Raw genomic sequence first — 22,561 nt, 5'->3', positions numbered from 1 at the left:
AGTGACTGACGCACAACTTGGCACTGCCGGCCCTGCGCAGATCCCCTTCCAGCCGGAGGGAGAGCGCCCAGCACGGCCGGAGGCCCTCCTCGTGGCTACAAACCTCGTCAAGAGCTACGGCCCTGTTCATGCTGTGCAGGGCGTGAGCTTTCAGTGCAACAAGGGCGAGGTACTCGCCCTTGTCGGTGAAAATGGGGCAGGGAAGAGTACCGTGGCGAAGATGCTTGCCGGTGCCGTCGCGCCAACGTCCGGCAGCATTGCTGTCAATGGTGAGCCGCTGATCTCCGGCAGCGTCAAAAAGTCGCGTCAGTCCGGCGTGCGGTGTGCCTTTCAGGAACTTGCCCTGGTGGCGGACTGGACTGTAGCGGAGAACCTCAGCCTGCCCGACGGTGCGCCGCATCACCGGTTCTCCCAGAAGAAGTCGGTGGCAGCTGCTGCAGAACTTCTTGGAACGCTGGACCTGCCACATATCGATCCCCGGGCGACGGTGGGTTCTTTGTCGCTAGCTGACCGGCAGTTGGTGGAGATAGCACGTGCGCTGGCCGGCGGGCCGGAACTGCTCATCCTCGACGAGGCCTCGTCTGCGCTCACTCCACCGGGGGTTGCTTGGCTTTTTCAGCGCATCCGCGAGCTTACGGCCGAGGGCGGTAGCGTCATCTACGTCTCGCACCGGTTGGGCGAGATCGCCGAGATCGCCGATCGCGGAGCGGTGCTTCGTGACGGGAAGGTCGCGGGGGAGTTTGTCCGTGGCGGATGGACGGATGACGAGCTGGTTTCGCTTATGGCAGGGCGGGAAGCCGCACGATTCTTCCCGGATCCGCCACCTCGAATCACCGACGACGTCGCCCTCTCCGTCTCTAACCTCAAATCGGATGGGGTACACGGCATTGGCCTTTCCATCGGGGCCGGGGAGATCCTGGGAGTCGGCGGACTGCAGGGCCACGGTCAGGCTGAATTGCTTCGGGCCCTGTTCGGGGCGGCTCCGGCCACCGCTGATTCCTGGACAATTGCTGGCCGCACAATCTCGGGCACTACGCCCGTGCGCTCGGTCCGATATGGGGTTGGCTACGTGCCCGAGGATCGAAAGAAGGAGGGCCTGGCGCTCGAGATGAGCGTGGGGGAAAACCTCCTCGTTCCCTGGTTCAAGGCCTATCAGCTTGGCGGGCGGCCACTCCTCTCCCGCGAGCGAGGGTGGATAAGCGGCATCCTCGACGCACTGTCGGTGCGGACACGCGGGCCCAAAGAGGCCGCTGGTTCCCTCTCGGGCGGGAACCAGCAGAAACTGGTCTTCGGCCGCTGGATGGACCGCTCGCGCACGGTCATCCTCCTGCACGATCCGACCCGCGGCATAGACGTACGTGCAAAGCAGGAATTGTATGCGGCCATCGTCGATCTGGCGAAGCAGGGCGTGGGTGTCCTGTGGTTTTCAACTGAAGTGGAGGAACTCGTGCACGTATGCCATCGGGTCGTTGTGCTTTACCGGGGCGCGGTTATCGACGAGCTGGAGGGCGAACGACTCACGGGCGATGCCGTGGTTGGCGCCGCCATGGGACTGAGGGCAGCCGCATGAGCGTCCTTGCATCCTCTTCGGCTTCCGCGCCGGCCCCGACGCGCCTGCGTTCCGGGGGTGGCATGGTCCGGTTGCGTCGAGAAGGAGCGATCGCGCCGGTATCGGCCTTCATCGTGTTTCTTCTCGTCTACGTAATCATCAACCCCGAGCTGCTCACCCGGTTCCAATTGCAAACCGCAGCGAATCTCGTTGTGCCTCTGGCTCTGGTAGCCCTGGGGCAGCTCATCGTAGTACTGGTCGGCGGGATCGACATCTCCATCGGCGCAATCATGAGCCTGTGCAACGTTGTGTTCGCAACTCAGCTCGAGGCGGTCCCACCACCTGTCGCAATCCTCCTGTCGCTCGGCGTCGGGCTCGGCTGCGGCCTTTTCAACGGACTTCTGGTTGCCTACGGAGGGCTGCCCGCCATAGCCGTGACTCTGGCGAGTGCGTTCATCTTCGGGTCCCTGGCAAGTGAGGTGCTGGACCGGCCGGGCGGCGGACTGACCAAGGAAATCTACCTGGCAACAAGCGGGGAACTCGTCCCGTTCCTTCCCGTCTCCCTGGTCTACCTCGCGATCGTTGCAGTCCTTCTGTGGCTGCTGCTGCAACGAACTGCACTGGGCAGGCATATCTACGGGGTCGGCTCCAACATGGAGAGCGTGAGGGCGGCCGGCCTCAACGCGCGGCTCACCAAACTGATCGCTTTCGGGCTAGCCGGAATGGTGACATCCGTCGGTGCAATGATGCTGGCTGCTTCCACAGTTACCGGTGACCCCCGAAGCGGAGATGCCTACCTCCTCAGCTCGATCGCCGCAGTTGCATTGGCGGGTGCAGCGTTCACCGGGGGAAGGGGCAGCATCATCGGTACAGTGCTTGCTGCATGCACCCTCGGGCTGATCGGTAACCTGCTCTTCTTCGCCGGAATCAATTCCTACTGGCAATACGTCATCAGTGCGCTCATCATCTTCACGGTTGTCGGGCTGCCTGTCATCTGGAGCAAGATCGCTTTCGCTGTGAAGGGAGCACGAGCATGACCGTGAGCGCCGCGCCACCCAACAACCCATCGGTCGAGACGCCGCAGGGAAAGCTTCGGGGACGGGCATCAATCAAGCAGGCTGCCTCTCTCGTTCCCCGCAGCGTATGGCCGCTCCTCGCCTTCCTGGTGCTATTCGCTGTCGGCGGTGTCATCAGGCCGAATCTCATCACTGTCGAATCACTCATCGGAACGGCTACGTTCGCGATCATCCTTGCGATCGCATCATTCGGTCAGACAATCGCTGTCATTCAGGCCGGCATCGACCTGTCGGTGCCCAATACCATCGGGTTCTCCGCGCTGTCCTTCCTGGGGCTGGTGGGACCGTTGGGCCCTGCTGGTGCCTTCGTGGGGGCACTCGCGACAGGCGCCGTCATTGGATTCTTCAACGGGATCGTCGTGTCGAAGCTTGGACTGACTCCGATCGTCACCACCATTGCGATGAACGGATTGCTCTTCGGAGTCATACTGCTGGTATTCAACTTCTCGGAACTGACGGCAATCCCCGAATTCATCGTTGCGATCACCTCGGCAAAGGTTTCATTTCTGGGGCTCGAAATGGCGGCGGTGCTTCCGTTGGGGGTCGCGCTGATGGTTGTGCTGCAACTGCTGCTCAGCTTCACAGGGTGGGGTCGGTCGCTCTTCGTCGTCGGCTCCGCGGCAGAAGCTGCGCGGCTTGGAGGACTTCCGGTGGACCGCATCCGGGTTGGTGGCTATGTACTCAGTGGAGTCCTCGCTGCTTTCGCAGGCATCGTGATCGTCGGTTATTACCAGCAGGCGTCGGCAACCATGGGCGCCGGGTATCTGTTGTCGTCAGTCGCGGCGGTGGTGGTTGGCGGCGCCTCGATCTTCGGCGGACGCGGATCAGTGGTCGGTACAGTGGGCGGCGCACTGGTACTGGCCCAGGTGTCCACGCTGGTCACCGTGCTGAACCTAGGCGCGAACATTCAGCAGCTCATCTACGGGGTCATCATCCTCGTAGTCATCTCGCTGTACGGGCGCCAGGGGAGGGGTTAGCGCAGTGTTGGTTCCTGTTCAGCTGTTGATCCTGCGCTGAGCGTCGTGAGGGCGAGAACCGCGGCGAGAGCGAGAACACCAGCGGCGACGGTGAGTGAGGCGCTGTACCCGACAACTAGAGCCTCACCTGTGCCCATGGAATCGAGGTGCGCCGTCGCAGTGACCGTGGCGGAGACGCCGGCAAGTACCGCCAGACCAAGGGCGACGCCAATCTGCTGAGCAGAATTGAGCAGCGCGGACGCGATTCCGGCCTTGTCGGGATCGACCCGGTAGACAGCAGCCTGGGTCAGGGCGATGACGCCGAGCCCGAACCCCAGGGCGAGGATGAACATCGCGGGAGCCAGGTGCAGCCAGTAGTTGGCTTTAACGGTTATCACGGAGAACCAGAGTGCCGCTGAGGCACTGAACAGGGCACCAACACCCGCAATGATCCGGGGCGCGAACCGAAGCAGAAGCTTCGGAGCCGCACCGGCACCGAGCACCAGACCCCCGGCGAATGGCAGCCATGCCGCGCCGGTCTGAAGGGGTCCGAAGCCCAGGACGTTCTGGAAGTAGAGAGTGACGACGAAGAACGTTCCCATGGGGCCGATTGCCAACAAAAGCATGCTCGCATACGCCCCCGAGCGGTTCCGGTCGCGGAACAGGCTCAATGGCACCAACGGACTCCTGCTCCGAGACTGGTTGAAGATGAACACCGCAATCAGCACGGCAGCTGCGCCGATGAGCAGGAAGGCTGTGGGGTCCCCCAATCCCTCCTCACCTAATCGGGTGATGGCGTAAACGAGGGCAACCATCCCGCCAGTGCCGAGCAGTGCTCCAGTGGCGCCGAGCCGGCCGCCATGGCTATCAGCGCTGACGAGAGTCCGGCTGCCGAGCAGGACGAGGAGACCGATCGGAACATTAATGAAGAACACCCATCGCCAGCCAAGGGTTCCCGTGAGTAACCCGCCAAGAAGCAGGCCGATGACAATGCCGAGTCCCGACATGGCTCCGTAGAGGGCCAACGCAGTATCGCGGGTCTTCCGGTCAGGGAAAGTAGTTGTGATCAGCGCCAGCGCGTTGGGCGCCGCCAAAGCCGCGCCAATACCCTGAACCGCGCGGGCGGCAATTAGCATCATGGCGTCCTGTCCGAGTCCACCGGCGAAGGATGCAGCGACGAAGACGCCGATACCCACCTGCAGCGTGCGGCGGCGCCCCCACACATCACCCATGCGCCCTCCGAGCAGGAGTAGCGCGCCGAACGCGAGGATGTAGGCGTTGACGACCCAGGGGAGATTGACGGAGTCGATCCCAAGTTCGTCCTGAATGCTCGGCAACGCGATGTTCACGATCGAGTCATCAAGCACCAACATCAGCTGGGCAGTAGCGATCACCAGCAGTGGGATCAGTGCGGTGCGCTGGCTTGTCATTACGGTCACGGGGAATCCTTTACGAAGCGGTAGAAATACCCCCTAGGGGTATCCCACTCCGAAACCTTACCCCCCGGGGGTATGGCAATTCAACGAGGCGGCAAGTGAAACGAAGCACACGGGCTTCCCGGCCTCACTATGAGCACAGACCGATGAACGCTCCAAGTTCCTCGAGGTGCTCCGGGCGCGACGGCACATGTTGTGTCAGCCCGGGGGAGCGCACAAGGATTGCACGCCACTGACCGCGCGAGATTGCGACGTTGATTCTGTTGCGGTTGAGCAGGAAGTGAATTCCGCGCGGCGCTTCGGATGCAGCGGAGCAAGCCATCGACACGATGACCACAGGAGCCTCCTGGCCCTGGAACTTGTCCACCGTCCCGACTCGTGTGCCCTGCAAGCCGGCATCTTTGAGTTTCCGCCGAATCATCTGAACCTGCGCGTTGTACGCGGCGACCACCAACACGTCAGCGTCGGTGAGAGGCCGAGGCTCGTGGACGGCATCGTCCCAGCGCAACCCAATGTGCTTCTGGACTTGCCGAACCACCTCCTCGGCCTCCTCGGAGGAAGCACTCGCGTTCCCTCGATGCTCAATCAGGACGCATTCGACACCGGCCGCGACTCCGTCCAGCACCCGCTTGGTCGCGATAACGGCGCTTTCAAGTTTGTCGTCGTACGAAAGTCGGGAGACCGCCCGGCACAGGTCAGGGTGCATTCGCCAACTGTCGGCAAGGAAGTAGCCGAGTTCGGGGTCCAACGTCGCGCTTCCCTGCGAGAGCCAGCCGAGCGCTGATTCGTCGACCGGTTCCGGATGGTTTGCCTGGGTCACCTGAGGCAACTGCTGCGGGTCTCCCAGAAGCAGCAGCCGCTTGGTTGCCCGCGACACCGCCAACGTATTCGCGAGTGAGAACTGGCCGGCCTCGTCGATCACCAGCAAGTCGAGTGAACCCGGAGGCACCTTGCTCCCGGTCATCGTCCACGCTGTGCCGCCGACAAGTGCCCCGCCCGATCCATCAAGGAGTGTGGCGACGTCATCGTCAGTCTTGTAGGTCCACGGCGCATCGGGGTTGCTGGTCTTTTTCGCGACCCGATCTGCCGGTACACCTGCTGTGAGGGCGGCCTCGAGCATGTGCTCGACGACGGCGTGAGACTGAGCCACAACGCCGACCTTCCAACCCCGTGACACGAGCGCACAGATCACATGGGACCCGACGTAGGTCTTTCCGGTGCCGGGTGGACCCTGGACGGCGAGGTAGGAGCGGTCAAGCGCTTCGACGGCCGCAGTGATAGCGGCGACGTACTCGTGGTCAACCACCTCGGGAAGGCTCGCTACGCCCGTCAGCGTGGGATGCGCCTTTCGGAGAATCTCCAGGCCTGGCGTCCGGGGCAACTCGGGAAGATCGGCACCCACCTCTCTCGCCAGTTCGACCAGCGCCCCTCGAATCGACTTGGTGGAGATCGGCTGGTCCGGGGTCAAGGCCATCGGCGTCTGCGCGTACTGCTCGCCGCCACGCTTGAGCTTCTCCCGGATGACCAGGTGCTCGCCGTCCCGGTCAGCATAGGAATCGACGATTTCGGTGCCGAACCAGCCTCCGCGTCCGTCGACCTTGCCGTCGAACGGCTCCAGACCCTCGGGAAGCGGCTCACCGTACATGCGGAACCATTTGCTTCCCGGTTTGAACTCCGAGCCTTCCGACGAGATGCCGCACAGGTCCACCACACGCACCGGGTTGCTGCGGGAATTGGGCTTCTCCCAGTCCTGCACAACCGTGGCGTGCCGAACGATGAACACGTCCCGTGTGTCCGACCAGTCGTCGACGGGGGAGCCCAGCCGATCAAAGTGCTCCCACCAGAACTGCTTGTCCTCCCGGCGGTGATAACCGACTGCGGCGGCCACCATGGCGATCGCCTGTTCATCCTTCGTCAGGACACGGCTCGTGGGCAGTGAAGCCACGTAATCGAGCAGTACCTGCTCCTCGGGCGACGGTGGGTCCGACGTGTCGACCTTCGGCTCCTGAGGCTGCGCCAACGCAATGCCGCGCTCACCGGCCAGGCCCAGCAGCCAATTCCGCAGCTCAAGGGTGGACAGGCAGTCGTACCGGTTATAGTCGCTGATTCCTGTGAGGATGTCTGCAGCGCGCTCGCTATCCCCGGAATCGCGCGCCTCGCAGTACTGTGCGTAGGCCACCACAGAGGCACCGGCGTCGGTCACGTCCCCTGAGCGCAGGTTACTGCCCATGTAGAGCGGCTCGAGTTTTTTGATGCTGTAGGAGCGGTCCGAGATGCGCAGGCTGGTGCGCACGGTCTCGTAGAGGTCGACCAGCACTCCATCCCGCAGTAGCGTATCTACCGCTTCCTCGCCGATGAGGTGTATCAATGACAGGTTACGCAGCGCCGTCTTCTCGTACGCGGCGTAGTGGTAGATGTGCATGTTGGGATAACGACGACGGCGCTCGGCCACGTAATCGAGGAAGCTCGCGAAGGCCTGACGTTCCTGGGCGCGGTCATGCGCCCAGAAAGGCACGAAGGGAGGCTCGGCGCCGGAAGCCGGAGGATTCTCCACCACTCCAAAGAGGTACTCGAGGCCCCAGCGGCCGCTCTGCGGGTCCTGCCACAGCGGGTCGCCCTCGAAATCGAAGAAGATGTCCCCCTCATCAGGCTCCGGGAGGTTGCCGAGGGTGTTCTCGGCCAGCACCCGGTAGCTCAGCGTCTGCCGCTCGCCGTACTTGTCCGGGTAATCGACACTGCCGTCGGTGTCCGCCACACCGAGCTGCATACGGGCCTGGTCACGCAGCGCGAGCAGGCTCTCGTTGTCCTCGGCGACGTCCATCGCCGCAAGATCGTCGATGGTGTAGATGCCGTCCTTATGGAGTTTCGCACGCCGAGCGGTGCTCATCCGCCCAACCAGCAGGAGATCCCGGGTTGCCGCCACCATCAGCTGGCAATACTCACAGCGCCCGCAGGTCGTGTGGGTTTCGTCGCCCCACAACACCGGCTCCGGCTTGCTGCGGTGGTTCTCGACGAGGTCGAGGAAGCGATCCCGGCGCTCGCGGTACACCGGCAACAGGTCAGCCAGCCGGTGATTACTGTGTTGATTGTTGCCGAGCACCAGGGTTACCAGGGGTGCGGGCTCAATTCCCGCCTTCAGCAGCTGATCTCCATACGCAGCGAGTTGCAGCAGCGCACCAACTTTCGCGTGCCGGGCGAGCTTGGTGTCCCAGACCGCATACGCGCCATCAACCTTGACAAGGAAATCCGAACGACCGTGAAACTGGCCGTCGAAGAAGGCTGCCTGAAAGACGACGTCGGCGCCGCTTCTCAACGCTTCGATGGATTCCGCGTGCTTCGCGAGCAGGAGCGGACGCTCCATGCCGGCGGCGGGAACGACGTCGTAGACGCCCGTTTTCCGCTCAGGATCCCACTCGCCGTATTCCGCAACGAACCCGTCAAGGATTCTCCGCTCATGGACGTCGCCGAGTTGGGCGGTGCGCTCGAGCATCTCATCGGCGTCGAACGCCGGCTTCTCCGCGCGGCCCAGCTTCTCATCAAGCACGCGCAGCGTGCGGTATTCGCAGACCGACGCGTTGACTAGATCAGTGGCTGAGAAGACGAGATCGGGTTGAGTATTCGCAACTGGCGGATCGAGCAGGAACATGAGGTCTCCGTGACTGTGGTTTCATTCCATCGAATCACGTGCCACTGACAATCGGGGAAGCAGATTCGTGCAGCGGTTCAGGAGTTGCTGCAGCGACTACCCGATGGACTTCGGTGCTGCATCGTGCCCCTTGCCGTCGCCCTCGCCGTCGTCGTCATTTCCGTTCCGGTAGTCCGCCAGGACCAGGATGGGCAGGTGATCCGACGCCCCGCGCGGGAGGGTCTCGACCTTCTGGATATCAAGACCGCGCGAGGTCGCGAAGTCGAAGTGCCCGCGGAAGAACATGCCGCGGGTGTAGGTCCGCTTGTCGCTGAGCGACAGGTCATAGCCGGACTCGTTCATGCGGGCGGTGAGGTTCCGGGTGAAGAACGGATAGTTGAAGTCGCCGACCATCAACGTAGCGATGCTCTTGCCCATGCCCAGCAATTCGATGTGTGCTGCGTTGATCTGGTGCCGGCGCAACGAATTCGACGCGGTCAGGGGAGCGGCATGGAACGATCCTGCGACCAGGGTGTGGTCGGTTTCCAGGTCAAGCAGCTTCACCCCGATGAGGCGCTCGTGTGCGGGGGTGAGCACCCGGTCGTGCAACGACTTCTTCAGGGAGAATGCATCCGCCCGGACCATGTCGAAACGACTTCGCCGGTAATAGAGCGCCAGCCCCAGGCGGTTTTCCTTGGTGGCGGTTGCCAACTGGAGGCCGCCAACGACGTCGGGCAGGTCCGATGCGTCGCACTCCTGCAGGCATAGCAGATCCACCTCGTAGTCCTGAGCCAGGGCTTCGAGTTCTCCACGCGCTTTATGCTCTCGGAGGTTGTAGCTGATTGCGCGTATCAGGACGCACTCCTTCGGTGGGGGACGGCAGAAGCAGGTTCAGTCTAAACACTCTCAGGCGCCATCGAAGATGATGACCTGCCGAATCGCTTTGCCGTCGGCCAGCTGGTCCATCGCCTCGTTGATATCCTCCAGAGCAATGTGCGAGGAGATCAGTGCTTCCACAGGGAGCTTTCCCTCCCGCCAGAGCTGCGCGTACCGCGGGATGTCCCGTTCCGGCACCGCGGAACCGAGGTAGCTGCCCACGATCGTTCGCGCTTCGGCGGTGATACCGAGGGGCGCAATCGACGCCCGCGCGTCCGGGGAGGGAAGGCCCACCGTGACGGTGATACCGCCGACGTCGGTGAGCTGCACCGCGGTCTCGAACGCCCGCGCGTTGCCGGCAGCTTCAATAACGACGGCGGCCTTCAGCCCGTTCTCGAGGGCCTCCTGCGGCGTGTAAACGGCGTTGGCCCCCAGTTCCCGCGCGGACTCCAGCTTCTCCGGGACCGCATCGACGCCGATGACGTCACCCTTGCCGAGTGAAAGCGCGGTGATGAGCGCGGCCATTCCGACGCCGCCCAGCCCCACGACCACCACCGTGTCCCCGTCCTGCGGCTGGCCGGTATTGATGACGGCGCCGCCTCCGGTGAGCACGGCGCAGCCGAGGACGGCGGCGATCTCGGGCGGGACGTCATCGTCTATTTTGACCACCGACTTCCGGTTGACCACGGCGTGGGTTGCGAAGCCGGATACCCCCAGATGATGTTTGACTGCCTCGCCGTCGCGGTGGAGCCGCTGGCCGTCGTCGAGCAGAACGCCGGCGTTGTTCGATGCGGAACCAACGCTGCAGGGGAGCTTCCCGTCGGTCCGGCAGTTCCTGCATTCACCGCAGCGGGGCAGGAAAGCCATGACCACGCGGTCGCCGACGGTGAGGTCGGTGACACCGTCGCCGAGTTGCTCGACCCTGCCGGCTGCTTCGTGCCCCAACAGCATGGGGACAGGTCGGACGCGGTTGCCGTCCACTACGGACAGATCCGAATGGCACAGCCCGGCCGCCTCGATGCGGACCAGGATCTCGCCGGGGCCGGGCGGATTCAGCTCCACCTCGCACACGCTGATGGGGCGCGAATCGGCGAAAGGACGGGAACGGCCGATCTCCTCAAGGACTGCTCCGGTGATCTTCATTGACTACCTTCGGTTGGAGGGTTCAGGTGGTGGCGGCCAGACGCCGTCGTAATTCTGCTGCCGCCGGCTGGCGGGTCATTTCGGCAGGGAGCGGGCCACGCCCCCATAGCCATAGCAGAACGTCCGAGGGGTCACCGCTGACAGTGGCGTCGGGCTCGTCCCCGGCTTCGCGCGCGACCTCGATGTCGTGCGGCAACAAGCCGACGAACCAACGAGTTCCGCCGCCCTCGATCACCACGCTTCCGGTCACGTTTTCCGGGTTGGGTTCGGACCCTGCGGCCGACCGCCCGCGCTGGAACATAACGGTGAGAACCTCGTCGATGCCGTCGACGGCGAGTTCGAATTCGATCGGACGGCCGTCGTCGACGGCGGTTTCGATGTCGTAGCGGTGGACCGCCGTCTCATGAGTGAGACGGCGGATCCAGAACCCCACCGTCTGGTCGTCGGGCATCCACGACTCGGCAGGGTCGGATGGCTGATGGGAGTCGAACTCCTCGACCAGCCGGCCGTACCCGAGCTCGAGTTGCGCCGCCGGATCCAGCGCCAGCACCGGCTCCGGTATCCAGCGGCCGGTGGGCTTCACACCGGTGCGGATAACCTCGGCCTTCTGCAGGTACAGCAGGGCGGTATGGCGTACCAGCTCCTGGACGTCCCAGCCGGGGCAGGACGGCACCGGCGCTGACAACGAGCCACCGTCCTGCGCAGACCTGGTCAGTTCCAGCATCCGGGCGAAATCCTTGGCCAGGTACCCGCGGTACTGCTCTAGGCCGAGCGCGTAGGGATAGTCGGGGCTCACCGGTTTGATCCTTTCGGCAGCTCCGGAACCTCACCGGCGATGATCGCGTTCAGGAGGTCGCGGACGTTCTCGAACACGTAGGCAGCGCCGGCGTCGCGCAGTTCGGCTTCGCTGGTTCCGCCCGTGGTGACGGCGATGGTCGGCAGGCCCAGCTTGTTCGCTGCCTGCACGTCCCAGACGGCGTCACCGACGAAGACCGCATCCTCGGGTTTGAGGTCACCGACGCGCAGCGCCGCCTCAAGGATGTCGGGGGAGGGCTTGCTGACTCCGGTATCCGTTGCGGTGGTTGCACCGCTCAGCGCATCATCGGCATCGATCACCTTTTGGAGGACCTCCAGCTCCTCATCGGACGCTGACGTCGCGAGAACGACGGCGAGACCCGCGTCCGCGCAGTGCTTCAGCAGGTCACGGGCGCCGTCGAAAGCTCGAAGGGACGGCCACTGGGCGGAGAAGAGCGCCGCGTGGGTGTCCTCAAGGGCTTCGTCCTGATCGGTGTTCCGGTCAGCACCGATGAGGTGCTCGATGAGCGTCACTCCGCCCATCCCGATGGTGCGGTGGATGGTTGCCATCGGCACGTCGTGGCCAAAGCGCCGGAACGCCTGCCACCACGCGATTGCGTGCAGGTAGTTGGAGTCAACGAGAGTGCCGTCGACGTCGAAAAGGACGCCGCGTACGCCGCCGTCGTGCTGTTGTGTCATAGTGTCCGCCTCGGTGAGTCTTGGTGGAATAGTATGTGCTGCATCACGGGCGCACCGGCGGTAACTCACCAACAGGATCCCGGACTATCCACCTTGTCTCAGAAGGAATACCCATGTCGAGTTACTCGAGCCAATCCCGCGCCCCGTACCCCAGCGAGCAGCCCTTCGCCGCACCCGGCACCCGCCGGCCCGCGGGAATGAGTTACGCCGGTTCGGACTACGAGGGCAAGCGCGCTGCCCAGCTCTCCCTGGCTTACGGAGTGCTGGGGATGTTCCTGTTCTGGTTCGTCTTCGGACCCCTGGCGATCAGCAACGCCAATAAGGCTGAGCGCATGGGCGAGCCCGCAGCCGGCGGACGTCTGCTGGGCTGGGTCGCCATCATCCTGGGCGTGCTGAGCATCCTCCTCATTATCGGGTGGGTCATGTTCTTCGCGGCCACCTTCTCGACTGCGTTCCAAAGCGGAATGAGCGTCTAAACGCTGATCACGACACCGATCACGACATCGATCACGACGACGGAAGCCGTCCCGCGGACGGCTCCCCTTGCGCGGCGTCACCACCACCCGGCGTCGGGCCCGGGACCGCTCAAAGTTGCTTTCGAACCTCGGTATCCTGATGGTCTATCTGGTCTTACGAAGCCCATACCAATCAAAGAAGAGGACGATGAGCAATGACCGCTGACGTGAAGCAAAAGGCTTCTTCCGCCGGACCCCAGTCGTATCGGGTCCTGAATCCGGCCACCGGTGAGGTCGAGGAGGAATTCCCCAGCGCCACGGATGAGCAGATCCAGGACGCACTGGCCGCCGCCCACAATGCCTTCCGTGCCTGGCAGGAAGTGCCGATCGAAGAGCGTGCACAGGTCGTGAAGCGGATCGGTGAACTTTTTACGGAGCGGGCGGACGAGCTTGCCGCGACCATCACCAGGGAAATGGGCAAGCCTCTCTCCGAAGCCAAGGGCGAAGTCGAGTTCTGCACCGACATCTTCGACTACTTCGCCACAGAGGGGCCGTCCCTGGCCGCTGACCAGCCGATCAACCCCATCGGCGGCGGCAAGGCGGTCATCCAGAAGCGCCCCGTCGGTGCGCTGCTGGGCATCATGCCGTGGAACTACCCCTACTACCAGGTTGCCCGCTTCGCGGCACCGAACCTGGTGCTGGGCAACACCATCGTGCTCAAGCACGCTGAAAGCTGCCCACGATCGGCTCTGGCCATCGAGCAGATCATGAAGGACGCCGGCCTGCCGGACGGCGCGTACGTCAACGTCTTCGCCACCCATGAGCAGATCGCCGACATCATTGCCGACAACCGCGTCCAGGGGGTCTCCCTGACCGGATCCGAACGGGCAGGGGCGGTGATCGGCGCGCTCGCCGGAGCCAATCTGAAAAAGGCCGTGCTCGAGCTCGGAGGTTCGGACCCCTACGTCGTGCTGGACAGCGTTGATGTGAAGGCTTCCGCGGCCGCAGCATGGGCAACCCGGCTGGAAAACACCGGCCAGGCGTGCAACTCCAACAAGCGCATGATCGTCATGGAAGACATCTTCGACGATTTCGTCGCCGAGCTTGCCGAGAAGGCGCGGGACCTCAAGCCCGGCAACCCGGCCGAGGAAGCGCCCGGCACCTACGCTCCGCTGTCATCCCGGGGTGCGGCGGAGTCCCTGTACGAACAACTGCGCGACGCCGTCAATAAGGGCGCTACCCTGCATGCCGGCGGTGAACTGTCCGACGACGGCACTGCCTATTTCGCCCCGGCAGTGCTCACGGGCGTCACTCCGGAGATGCGCGCGTGGCACGAGGAGCTCTTCGGTCCAGTCGCCGTCGTCTACAAGGTGTCTTCGGACGAGGAAGCCCTGACGCTGGCGAACGACACCCCGTACGGATTGGGCGGCGCTGTGTTCAGCACTGACGAAGAACGCGCGCGGGCTATCGCTCAGCAGTTGAACGTCGGCATGGCGAACGTGAACGGAGTCGGTGAGGCTGCGGATCTGCCCTTCGGCGGAGTGAAGCGCTCGGGCTTCGGCCGTGAACTCGGGCCTCTGGGCATGGACGAGTTCGTCAACAAGCGGCTGCTCTACATCGCCGAATAATTGGGGGAAGTGAGACGGCGGCGGCACCGGTTGGCGCCGCCGTCGTCGTCAGGCGTCGGTCGAAGGTTTGTCGCGAACCCCGGTCAGCAGGAGCACTGCCGCTCCAACCGCGCAGCAGAGCATAACGACGGCAGTGGGCACCGGGGAGGACAACCCGAAAGCTCCGGTGACCGGCGCGATGATCGCCGCGCCGGTCATGTTCGATGCGCCGAGCAGGGAGGCGGCGGTGCCGGCGCGGAGACCGTGGTGCTCCAGCGCCGTGGCCTGCAGCGCTGGAGTCGTCAGTCCGAACGATGTCGTGAAGAGCATGATGGGTGCCATCAGTCCCCAGATGCCCGCCTGCGGTGCGATGGTGAGGCTCACTAACAGAATCGTTGCGGCTGAGACGAGCGCAACGGCTCCAATCCGGACCACCAGGACCGGGGACCCACGCCGGGCGATGAAGCCGCCGATCTGCGCACCAATCACCATCAGTGCGCCCTGGGCACCGAACAGGAGGGCGTAGCCGGTGGGGCTCAGACCGTAAAACTCCTGAATGAGGAAGGCGCTTCCGGCCATGAAGGACATCATGGCGGAGAACAACAATCCGCCGGCCAGCGCAACGGAGCGGAACTGTCCGTCGGCAAGCAGGTTGCGGTAGTCGTCGCTCAGCCGCACGCCCTTCCGTTGCAGCCGACGCTCGAGAGGGTTGGTTTCGTTGCGCATCAGGATTGCACCCGCAACGCAGAGCAGTACGAGCCCGTAAGCAAGCAGCACCCAGAATAGTCCGCGCCATCCCACAAGTTCCATCAGCTGTGCGCCGAGGGCAGGAGAGCCGACAACGAAGACGCCTGACACGATGGCAAGGCGCGCAAGGATGATCATCAGCTGCTTGCCCGTGTAGAGGTCGCGAACAATCGCAAGCGCGATGACAGCGCACGCCGCTGACCCCATGCCCTGGAACGCCCTGCTGGCGATCAGCCACTCCATTGAGGGCGCCAAAGCGCACGACGCCGTTGCAACGCTGTAGACGACGATCATCGCCGCCAGTGGCCGGGCGCGCCCGACGGCATCGGATACCGGGCCGGAAGTCAGCTGGCCGATTCCCATCCCGATGAACGCCGCCGTCAGGGTCAGCTGCACGGCCGACTCGGGTGAGCCGAACTCCCTGCGGATGGCAGGGAAGGCAGGAAGGTACAGGTCCATGGTGAGCGGCCAGATCGCCTGCAACATGGCGAGCGCGGCGAAGACCAGCAGAATGCGCGGCCGGCGACCTACGGGTGGGCTATCCGACTCCGCCAACGCGGAGGAGGGGCGCGCTTGTTTCACGGAGGACCTTCCCTTGGATAGCGCTTTCCAACTGATTCTACTGGGTCTTGCTGCACTTGGTACAGGGGCCTCCAGCCAGAGACCCGCGGAAACTCGCCCGGCACGAGCGGGCGACTTTGACGTGAGGCAGAAGCGCCCCCTATGCTCGTGAATCGATTCAATGTGAGGATTCACACTACGTGGTTTTCGTCTCCGCGGTGTTGACGCCTCGATCACGAAGAACAGGCCGGAACGAGATAACTCCGGCTCCTTGCCAATGGCGACGAAGGAATATCAGCAATGAGTAGAACGCCCACCGGGGAATTCAGCCCGGTCCGCGAAGCAAGTGTCGGACAGAGGGATCCGCGGAAGGCCGCGATGAGCGGTTGGATCGGCAGCGCACTTGAGTATTACGACTTCGCGTTGTACGGACTCGCCGCGACCCTGATCTTCCCGGCCCTCTTCTTCCCATCCGAAAATCCCACCGTAGGGATCATCGCTTCCCTCGCGACCTATGCAGTGGGATATGTCGCCCGTCCGGTCGGTGCGGTTGTCCTCGGCGCATACGGAGACAGGCACGGCCGCAAGCAGGTGCTCGTCTTTGCGATGCTTCTGATGGGTTTCGCAACCTTCGCCGTCGGGCTTTTGCCCACCTACGGTCAGGTCGGCCTCCTCGCACCGGTCCTGTTGGTGCTCCTCCGCCTGGTCCAGGGGTTCGCTGTTGCAGGTGAGCTCGGCGGAGCCAGTGCGATGATTGTCGAGCACTCGCCCGATGCCCGGCGTGGGTTCTTCGCGAGCTTCAGCCTGCAGGGAACGCAGGTCGGTTCTATTCTGGCGACGGGCGTCCTGCTCTCGCTTGCCGCTATCCTCCCCGATGATCAATTCGAGGGCTGGGGGTGGCGAATCCCGTTCCTGCTGAGCGCTTTCGTAATCCTCGCCGGTTACTACATTCGCCGTCGCGTCGAGGAGCCTCCGGCATATCAGGCACAGGCTGAAAAAGCCGAAACGAAGCGCCGGTTCCCGCTGTTCGAGCTGCTGCGCACCTACCCGTGGGTGGTCATTCGCTGCGTGATCATGACGTTCACCAACGTCATCGGGATGGCGACGCTCATCTTCGGCGTTTCCTACGCGACCCAGGATGGCTACGGCATCGGTTTCTCGAGTGATCAGTTCCTGTGGGTGACCCTGGTGGCGAACGTGGTCGCTGTACTCACCATCCCGGTCTTCGGCGGGTTGTCTGACAGGATCGGTCGACGGACACTCATGATCGTCGGAGGACTCGGTGGTGGTCTGCTGGCAGGTGGATACCTGTGGGCCATCGATCAGAGGAGCCTGTTCCTGGTGTTCGTCTGCGTGGTGATCGTTCAGGGGCTCTTCTTCCAGATGTGGAACGCCACCTTCGCCACCTTCTTCCAGGAACAGTTCCCGATGCGCATTCGGGTGACCGGCTTCGCGGTGTCGCAGAACGTCGGGCTCATGATTGCGTCGTTCTTCCCGAGCATCTTCACCGCGATTGCTCCTCCCGGCTCGTCGAACGTCCCGATGGTCATCGGGCTGACCACGTTCGGTATCTGCGTCGTAGCGGCGGTCGCCGCTCTGCTGTCTCCGGACACCAGGAGCAAGTCACTCGAGGACCTCGAAAGCTAATAGGGGAGTATGCGCGACGAAGGGGCGGCATCAATCTGGACCAGTCCAGTTCGGTGCCGCCCCTTCTGTCTGGCCTGGCTACTTCGTCAGCGGATTCGGGATAGTGACTGAGCGGACGACGTCGTTCACTTCATTGGTGCCGTTGGTCCCCGCTACGCCGAAGTCACGTGCGTCGATGACCATGCGATCAGGAAAGACGTCGATGGTCAGGCCGCGGTTGATATCGCGGGTGACAATCTCGGTGATGCCTTCGGTGTTCTCGCCGCGGGCGTCCCACTCGACCTGGATCGCGCCGGTGTTGACTGCCCAGAAGCCGTCGGGGTGGCCGCCGTCGGTACGCCGCTGGACGGCCCAGTCGCCGAGCTCGAACGGGTAATGGGTGTGGCCGTTGAGCATGACGGCGTTCGGGTAGTCACCCAGGATGCCGGTGAGCAGGTCGTTGTGCTCGTAGTGCTCGTGGTACCAGGGGATCCACGACGCAGACGCTGTATCGCCCAGGGGGAAATGCGAGATCACCAGGATCTGCTTGTTCTGCTTCGTCCAGTACGCCAGTCGTTGCTTGAACCACTCGATCTGCTCAGCCGACAAGGGCACCTCTGGCTGCCGTGGTGTCTCCTGGCCCAGCACCAACACGGGAACCTCGCCGCCGTTCCCCTCGAGGACGTATTCACCCCAGACGCGGTCACGCTCAGCAAAGGCAAGGAAGCGGTCCCGCAGGGTCTCGAATGACTCATTCGCGTAGCTTTCGTGGTTACCGATCGCGGCGGCGACGGTTCCCGGGAGGACCGGTTCGGCGTCGTCCATCACCGTGTGAATGTCATCCCATTGCGCTTCCGTGCCGGTGGAGACGATGTCTCCGACCATGAGCAGACCGGCGGCATCCGGACGAGCGACAGCAAGGTCCTGGAATGCGTGGGCCAGATCGCCGGGGTGCCCTTGGATGTCGCTGACAACCCACGCGCTCGTCGGTTCCTGCGCTGCAGGCAGGACTTCGCGGACGGAGACCGAGTCGATGGCCCAGTACCAGCTGTTCGCTTCGGCCTCGAAGTTCCAGCGGACGGTCGCGTTCTTTGCACCTTCCGGAACATCGATCGTGACGGTCTCGGTGGCGTTGAGAACCGATCCGTCGTAGTTGTCCTCGACCGTGCTGCTGTCGTAGCGGAGGATCTCGGTCTGCTCGCCGTCACCGTCGAATTCGACGGTAACGGTGGCCGACTGGCCGGCCCATCCGCGGTAGTGCGAATCGAAGCTGAGCTCGACGGCGGAGTGCCCCTTCACCTTGATCTCGTCAGAGACCAGTGTGGTGCTGAAGGTGTGATTTGGGTTGTTACGGTCGGCGAACTCGTCCGAATCGGCAACGGCCATCACGTTGTCCGCCCGGGCGAAGCGGTTCCGCATCTGGTCCTCGGCATCTACCCAGAAGTCGCGTGTGGTGAAGGACCAGCCGCGCCACTCCTCGACACCGTTATTCGCCATGCTCTCGTCGTTCTCGACGCTCCAGCCCTTGGGAGCGGTGTGGGTGAAGCCCACGGTGCCCTCCACAATGTCCGGGTCGCTTGAGCGCGCCTGGAGGTTTCTGGCGAGGCCGTTGAAGTTCTGCCGGTACAGAACACCGTCGGTCGACGTGGTGTTGACCGGCTGGGCCTTGTGGGCAGAACCGTCCGGCGCTGCTGCAGCGATGGAAGTGGTGCCGACGGTCAGCGGTACGACGACGGCGATCGCCAGTGCGCCGGCAAGCGCACGGCGCGGGGGAGTCCCGAGCATGGGTAGGGCCTTTCGTGAAGGAAGGTGAACATGCTCGAAGCTAGGCGCAGGGCCGGAACCGCAGACAGCGGTAGGGGGAAGCTTTGCTGAACGGCCGTCGTCGTCCGGGCGAACTTCGATTCAGAAGGCGGGTGCCTAGCGCCAGAACACCGCGATGATGATGTTGAGCAGCGTCAGTCCACCGATGGTGCCCAGGATCGCGGACGGCACTGCGTCCTTTGTGCGGTTGATGAAGGCCAGCACGACGACGGCGACCATCACCAGGAGCTTTACTCCGATTTTGAGGTTGTCCACTTCTCCAAGGTCAGCGGCTTCAATCACTCCGACGAGTCCGAGTCCGGTGACCAATTGCAGCCAGCTGCCGTGCATGATGCCGGGAGTGACGACGGCCCGATTCGTGCGCATGCTGCGGATCTGGGCGATGACGCCGCCAAGGATGGCGGCGAGGCCGACGAAGTGCAGGACGAGAAGCAGGCTGCGGAGGAATTCCATTCGAATAGCTTAAGGGGAGTCGGAGAGGCGGCCGTTCAGGCCGTCAACCAGTCGCTCACGCGCCGACCGAACCATTCCGGTCGCTGGAACGGAATCCCGTGGCCACAGCCTTCGACGACCTCGAGCTCGCAGCCGGGAAGGGCAGCGGAAAGAGTCTCGGCCGAACGGCGCATGAGCGACCGTTCGCGCTCTCCGACCATGACCAGGGCCTGGCCGGGGAACTTCGACCATCCATCGGGGAGCTGGAAACGCAGATTGTCGCCCACCGAACCCACCAAGGTCGATCGGGAGATACCCGCGCTGGTGCGGATGTACTGCTCCATCAATTCCGGGGGAACGAAGAGTTCCCGAGCTTGCAGCCGTGCGAACCATCGCCGTCGTGCGAGGGGTGAGGCGAGGGCAAGCGCCTGAAGGGTGAGCTGGGTGAACGGCATTGTCTTCGCCTGCGCGCTGACCACCAGCACCCCGGCCACAAGTTCGGGATGGGAGGAGGCGAGCTGGACAGTCAGCTGCGCACCCATCGAGAACCCAACGACGCGCACCGGTCGCTGAACCTCACGGGTCAGTATCTCGACGAGCGACTGTACGGTCTGGCCGTGCGACCGGTAAGGCTGCCCGGCACTCGCGCCATGACCGGGCAGGTCGGGAACCAGGACATAGTGCTCCGGTTCCAGGTCCCGGCGCAGCGAGTCCCACATCCAGCCGGCCACGCCGCCGCCGTGGAGCAGCAGGACGGGGGAATTGCCGGCGGATCCGAAGGTGTTTACGTGCATGCCGTCCATGTTTGCAGAGCCGGTGGAGCCAGACACCATGCAGGATCAGCGCAGCGGTGCAGGACCGAGGTCCTTGATGAGCTCGCGTTCCTTCCCTAGCGCTCTGACTCCCGGCTGGCTGGGCGGGGTGCCGCCGTCGTCGTTCTGGGTTTCGTTACGCTCGCTCGCCCGTCGACTCGAGGACGAAGCGTCCAGTTTCCTCCGGCTGACGCGACCCGACAGATCCCCTCTTGATCAACCGGGCCGTGAGAACGGGGATAGCGTCCCCGGTTCTTCGACCTTCGATCTGCCGGATCAGCGCAGTGGCGGCGGCTACTCCCATGTCGTACACGGGCTGGGCTATGACTGTGAGGGGCGGGGTGGTGAGACGGGTCCAGGCGAAATCGTCGTACATGAGGAATGAAACGTCCTCAGGGATGGACAGACCGAGGCCCTGGATAGCTTCCACGACGCTGAGGCCGATGAGACCGTCGGATGCTACGACCGCCGTGGCCGGGTCCGGCAGGGTGAGAACTTCGCGCGTGATCTTCTGGACAGATTCCGCGTCGCCGGCATTGAGCCGCACCAGGTCCCGAGGGAGGTCCAACCCATCTTCCAGAAGAGCGCGCCGCATGCCAGTGAGGCGTTCAGAGATTTGCGAGGACTCCAGCTGAAAATTCTCGTCGAACGGAAGATTCGTCTTGAGAGTGGAAATGAATGCGATCCTGCGGTGACCTGAGTCGAGCAGATGTCTGGTGGCTTCGTAGGAAATATCTGTCATGTCTACGGCGACTGTTTCACCTGGAAAGCCCTCGGCCCTGCGGTCAAGCAGGACCAGGGGGCGGCCTGAATCATGAACGCTCCGCAGATGCTCCGTTTCCGTTGAGGACGCAGGAGCCACGATGAGTCCATCCACCCGTTTGTCCAGCAACACCTGGACAGCGGCAACTTCCGCTTCCCTTTCCTCATCCGTGTTGACGAGGATGACGTTGTAACCGCTTTTCTTGGCGGTGTCCGTGATTCCGCGGGTGGCCAGGCCGAAATGCGGGTTCTCGATATCGCCGACCACAATGCCGATGGTGTGGGATTTCCCTGTGTTCATGCTGCGGGCTAGTTCATTCGGACGGTATGAAAGTTCCTCCGCCGCCGCAAGCACGCGCTCCCGGACGTCGTCGCTGACGGCTCCGTAGTTTCCCAGCGCACGTGCTGCCTGCGCTTTGGATACCTGCGCTGCCTTGGCTACGTCGGCGACTGTCGTTTCACGTCGCCTGGAATTGTTGCTGCTCATTTCGGCCTTTCTCCGCGCCCCTTGACGGCCCGTGTGTCATAGGTTACATTTTTCAGCAACCCATTGTGAGTCCGGTCTCAACCATAGCGACTGAGACCGGACTCAACAAGGGATCATCTAGAAACTTCTCTCGAAGCCCTCGGCTTTCATGATTGGACAACACAGTGAAAACACGACTGAACTTCCGCTCGGGGGGCATCCTCGCGGGTGTTGTTGCGACGCTCCTGGCACTCACCGGCTGCGGCGGGTCTGCTACGTCGACATCCTCCTCGACCGACAATCCTTACGACCTGATCGAGCCCGGCACCGTCCGGGTGGCGAGCCTGGGGGACGCGAAGCCCTACACCTTCACGGACGCCGAGGGAAACTTCACGGGCTTTGATGTGGAGCTCTTCACGGACGTGGCCAAGCGTGCGGGTATCGACGAGGTAGTTTTCACCGGGCAGGATTTCTCGGCAATTCTGCCGGCGGTGGCCAACGGGCAGTTCGATGTCGGCGTCGCGGCGATCGGTATCACGGAAGAACGTAAGCAAACCGTTGACTTCTCCGACGGCTATCTCGCCGGTTACCTCACCGTTCTTACCAGCAAGGAATCCGGAGTCACGGACGTGGAGGGTCTTGCCGGCAAGCGTCTGGGCGTGGTGCAGGGGAGCCTTCAGGAAGCGTATGCGGTGAAGAACTTCACCTCCACGGACCTGGTCCGCTTCCCGGACAACAACTCGGCGATCTCAGCGGTCAACAGCGGCTCGGCCGATGCGCACTTCCTGGACTACGAGGCGGCGAAGGAATACCAGGAGCAGCACGGGCTGGTCAGCGCTGCTGACATTCCCTCCTTTGATGCCCCAGCAGGTTTCGCTCTGGGGAAGGACAAGACTGCGTTGAAGGAAGCCCTGAACGAGGCCCTGGCCGAGGCCATGGAGGACGGCACCTGGAAGACGCTTTACGAGAAGTGGTTCCCGGGTTCCCCGATGCCCGAGCAGTACCTGCCCAAAGCAGAGCAGACAGCTGCGTCCGGCAAGTAGCGGTCACCGACACTGAACGCCGGCACGTGCTGCCGGCTATCGAATGACCGGGCGGACCGTCAGTTCGCGGT

The 22,561-nt window shown here is 63.4% G+C and carries 18 protein-coding genes; 7 read left to right on the top strand and 11 right to left on the bottom strand.

Features of this window, described 5'->3' with window-relative positions; all coding sequences use genetic code 11:
- Position 1 precedes the first annotated feature (1 nt).
- The 3 genes from AC5RU3_RS13530 to AC5RU3_RS13520 are packed head-to-tail and all read left to right on the top strand — an operon-like array spanning position 2 to position 3,602.
- Complete coding sequence (locus tag AC5RU3_RS13530) at positions 2-1,570, top strand: sugar ABC transporter ATP-binding protein (RefSeq protein WP_493965893.1); 1,569 nt, start codon at positions 2-4, stop codon at positions 1,568-1,570.
- Positions 1,567-2,586 carry an ABC transporter permease gene (locus AC5RU3_RS13525; RefSeq protein WP_309071941.1) on the top strand — a complete coding sequence of 340 codons (1,020 nt, stop codon included), beginning with the start codon at positions 1,567-1,569 and terminating at the stop codon, positions 2,584-2,586. The genes AC5RU3_RS13530 and AC5RU3_RS13525 overlap by 4 nt, the downstream gene beginning before the upstream one ends.
- A complete protein-coding gene (locus tag AC5RU3_RS13520; protein WP_458116523.1) occupies positions 2,583-3,602 on the top strand; it encodes an ABC transporter permease in 1,020 nt (339 codons plus the stop codon). Before AC5RU3_RS13525 ends, AC5RU3_RS13520 begins: the two co-directional genes overlap by 4 nt.
- Here AC5RU3_RS13520 and AC5RU3_RS13515 read toward each other — a convergent pair.
- The 6 genes from AC5RU3_RS13515 to AC5RU3_RS13490 form a co-directional block, all read right to left on the bottom strand.
- Positions 3,599-5,011 (bottom strand): MFS transporter, encoded by a 1,413-nt coding sequence (locus tag AC5RU3_RS13515; protein ID WP_493966040.1) that lies wholly within the window; start codon positions 5,009-5,011, stop codon positions 3,599-3,601. The two genes, AC5RU3_RS13520 and AC5RU3_RS13515, sit on opposite strands and share 4 nt — an antisense overlap.
- 136 nt (positions 5,012-5,147) lie before the next feature.
- Positions 5,148-8,663 carry a TM0106 family RecB-like putative nuclease gene (locus AC5RU3_RS13510; protein ID WP_493965892.1) on the bottom strand — a complete coding sequence of 1,172 codons (3,516 nt, stop codon included), beginning with the start codon at positions 8,661-8,663 and terminating at the stop codon, positions 5,148-5,150.
- A 96-nt stretch (positions 8,664-8,759) separates the two neighbouring features.
- On the bottom strand, positions 8,760-9,494 hold the full coding sequence (locus tag AC5RU3_RS13505) for an endonuclease/exonuclease/phosphatase family protein (protein ID WP_493966039.1): 735 nt from the start codon (positions 9,492-9,494) through the stop codon (positions 8,760-8,762).
- A gap of 54 nt (positions 9,495-9,548) precedes the next feature.
- Positions 9,549-10,661: an alcohol dehydrogenase catalytic domain-containing protein gene (locus AC5RU3_RS13500; RefSeq protein ID WP_493965891.1), complete on the bottom strand. Its 1,113-nt coding sequence runs from the start codon at positions 10,659-10,661 to the stop codon at positions 9,549-9,551.
- A 22-nt stretch (positions 10,662-10,683) separates the two neighbouring features.
- Positions 10,684-11,457: a maleylpyruvate isomerase family mycothiol-dependent enzyme gene (locus tag AC5RU3_RS13495; RefSeq protein WP_493965890.1), complete on the bottom strand. Its 774-nt coding sequence runs from the start codon at positions 11,455-11,457 to the stop codon at positions 10,684-10,686.
- Positions 11,454-12,155 carry an HAD family hydrolase gene (locus AC5RU3_RS13490; protein ID WP_493965889.1) on the bottom strand — a complete coding sequence of 234 codons (702 nt, stop codon included), beginning with the start codon at positions 12,153-12,155 and terminating at the stop codon, positions 11,454-11,456. Before AC5RU3_RS13490 ends, AC5RU3_RS13495 begins: the two co-directional genes overlap by 4 nt.
- A 113-nt stretch (positions 12,156-12,268) precedes the next feature.
- Between AC5RU3_RS13490 and AC5RU3_RS13485 the strand changes: the two genes are divergently transcribed.
- Positions 12,269-12,631, top strand: a complete 363-nt coding sequence (locus AC5RU3_RS13485) for a hypothetical protein (RefSeq protein ID WP_458116528.1) — start codon at positions 12,269-12,271, stop codon at positions 12,629-12,631.
- Between the two features lie 194 nt (positions 12,632-12,825).
- Positions 12,826-14,238: an NAD-dependent succinate-semialdehyde dehydrogenase gene (locus AC5RU3_RS13480; protein WP_493965888.1), complete on the top strand. Its 1,413-nt coding sequence runs from the start codon at positions 12,826-12,828 to the stop codon at positions 14,236-14,238.
- A gap of 48 nt (positions 14,239-14,286) precedes the next feature.
- Here AC5RU3_RS13480 and AC5RU3_RS13475 read toward each other — a convergent pair whose 3' ends face one another.
- On the bottom strand, positions 14,287-15,546 hold the full coding sequence (locus AC5RU3_RS13475; RefSeq protein ID WP_493965887.1) for a multidrug effflux MFS transporter: 1,260 nt from the start codon (positions 15,544-15,546) through the stop codon (positions 14,287-14,289).
- 279 nt (positions 15,547-15,825) lie between these two features.
- Between AC5RU3_RS13475 and AC5RU3_RS13470 the strand changes: the two genes are divergently transcribed.
- Positions 15,826-17,172: an MFS transporter gene (locus AC5RU3_RS13470; protein ID WP_493965886.1), complete on the top strand. Its 1,347-nt coding sequence runs from the start codon at positions 15,826-15,828 to the stop codon at positions 17,170-17,172.
- A 78-nt stretch (positions 17,173-17,250) separates the two neighbouring features.
- Here the strand turns inward: AC5RU3_RS13470 and AC5RU3_RS13465 are convergent, their stop codons facing one another.
- From AC5RU3_RS13465 to AC5RU3_RS13450, 4 genes are all read right to left on the bottom strand, one after another.
- The gene (locus tag AC5RU3_RS13465; protein WP_493965885.1) at positions 17,251-18,936 is read right to left on the bottom strand and encodes a metallophosphoesterase family protein; all 1,686 of its coding nucleotides are present in this window, start codon (positions 18,934-18,936) and stop codon (positions 17,251-17,253) included.
- A gap of 135 nt (positions 18,937-19,071) precedes the next feature.
- The gene (locus tag AC5RU3_RS13460) at positions 19,072-19,428 is read right to left on the bottom strand and encodes a hypothetical protein (RefSeq protein ID WP_458116533.1); all 357 of its coding nucleotides are present in this window, start codon (positions 19,426-19,428) and stop codon (positions 19,072-19,074) included.
- A gap of 35 nt (positions 19,429-19,463) precedes the next feature.
- A complete protein-coding gene (locus AC5RU3_RS13455) occupies positions 19,464-20,201 on the bottom strand; it encodes an alpha/beta fold hydrolase (RefSeq protein ID WP_493965884.1) in 738 nt (245 codons plus the stop codon).
- Positions 20,202-20,355: 154 nt separating this feature from the next.
- Positions 20,356-21,468, bottom strand: coding sequence for a LacI family DNA-binding transcriptional regulator (locus AC5RU3_RS13450; RefSeq protein ID WP_493965883.1), 1,113 nt, complete (start codon positions 21,466-21,468; stop codon positions 20,356-20,358).
- A 164-nt stretch (positions 21,469-21,632) separates the two neighbouring features.
- On the opposite strand from AC5RU3_RS13450, the gene AC5RU3_RS13445 reads away from it, so the two are divergent.
- Entirely contained in the window at positions 21,633-22,490 is an 858-nt protein-coding gene (locus AC5RU3_RS13445; protein WP_493965882.1) for an ABC transporter substrate-binding protein, read from the top strand.
- Positions 22,491-22,561: the final 71 nt, after the last annotated feature.

Source organism: Arthrobacter sp. MDB1-55 (assembly GCF_059092925.1).
Note: the sequence above shows the minus strand (reverse complement) of the source record. Positions and strands in the feature narration are given on the sequence as shown.